The sequence below is a fragment of the Agromyces seonyuensis genome (assembly GCF_009789225.1).
Taxonomy (GTDB): domain Bacteria; phylum Actinomycetota; class Actinomycetes; order Actinomycetales; family Microbacteriaceae; genus Agromyces; species Agromyces seonyuensis.
This window is the reverse complement of record NZ_WSTA01000159.1, coordinates 1-800: the sequence shown is the minus strand read 5'-3', so window position 1 is coordinate 800 and position 800 is coordinate 1. Positions and strand designations below refer to the sequence as shown.

Here is an 800-nt window from a genome sequence, read left to right as displayed (position 1 = left end):
GTCCAAGCCAGAGATGACAACTTCCGCCATCATCCGGCGAAACCCGATCTACCCAGAAATTTTCCTCACCGATGGTCAGCGTGTCTCCACGCCGCAGCTGCCGCACCTCATCAGTCCGGACAAACAGGGACGGGCTGGAGCCTTCAACGCGCACGCCCTGTCCGGCATAGCTGATATTTTCAGGGTCATCAAAAACACCACGTATCACCGCACCTGACTGCTCACCGGATGTAATGGTGGCTGACGTTCCCATGTACCCGCGTATCGTTTCATCGGCGCGGGCAATGGCAGCATCGAACAGGTTATCGAAATCAGCCACAGCGCCTCCCGTTATTGCATTCTGGCCAGGCCGCGCTCTGTCATTTCGGCTGCCACACCGGCAGAGACACGAAACGCCGTTCCCGGCAGCACAAATGCCACAGGTTCATCCCGCGTGGCGTGAAGTGCATCAGTATGCAGCTTCACCAGTGCCACGACCGTGACCAGTTCAGACGTATCCAGAATCACGGTATCCGGCTGCGCTGATCCCACCTCATTTTCATGTCCGGTCAGCACATTTTCCCGGCTGAGAGGGGTGTCCTGACCGGCAGTTTCATCCGTGTCATCAAGCTCCTCTTTCAGCTCTGCCACACGGAGCGCCAGTTCTTCTTTCGTCCCCGTCAGGCTGACATCACGGTTCAGTTGTTCACCCAGCGAGCGGAGACGGGCAATCAGTTCATCTTTCGTCATGGACTCCTCCACAGAGAAACAATGGCCCCGAAGGGCCATGATTACGCCAGTTGTACGGACACGAACTCATC

The 800-nt window shown here is 57.0% G+C and carries 2 protein-coding genes; both read right to left on the bottom strand.

From position 1 onward, the window contains the following. Window positions 1-319, bottom strand: a 319-nt coding sequence (locus GB864_RS18015; protein ID WP_088569002.1) for a head-tail joining protein, incomplete at its 3' end; no start/stop codon positions are given. Window positions 320-330: 11 nt separating this feature from the next. Next, window positions 331-729 carry a DNA-packaging protein FI gene (locus GB864_RS18010; RefSeq protein ID WP_000158919.1) on the bottom strand — a complete coding sequence of 133 codons (399 nt, stop codon included), beginning with the start codon at window positions 727-729 and terminating at the stop codon, window positions 331-333. Window positions 730-800: the final 71 nt, after the last annotated feature.

Bases quoted from the DNA above. Each gene is read 5' to 3' on its own strand.
- GB864_RS18010 (WP_000158919.1), bottom strand. From the start codon at position 729: ATGACGAAAGATGAACTGATTGCCCGTCTCCGCTCGCTGGGTGAACAA.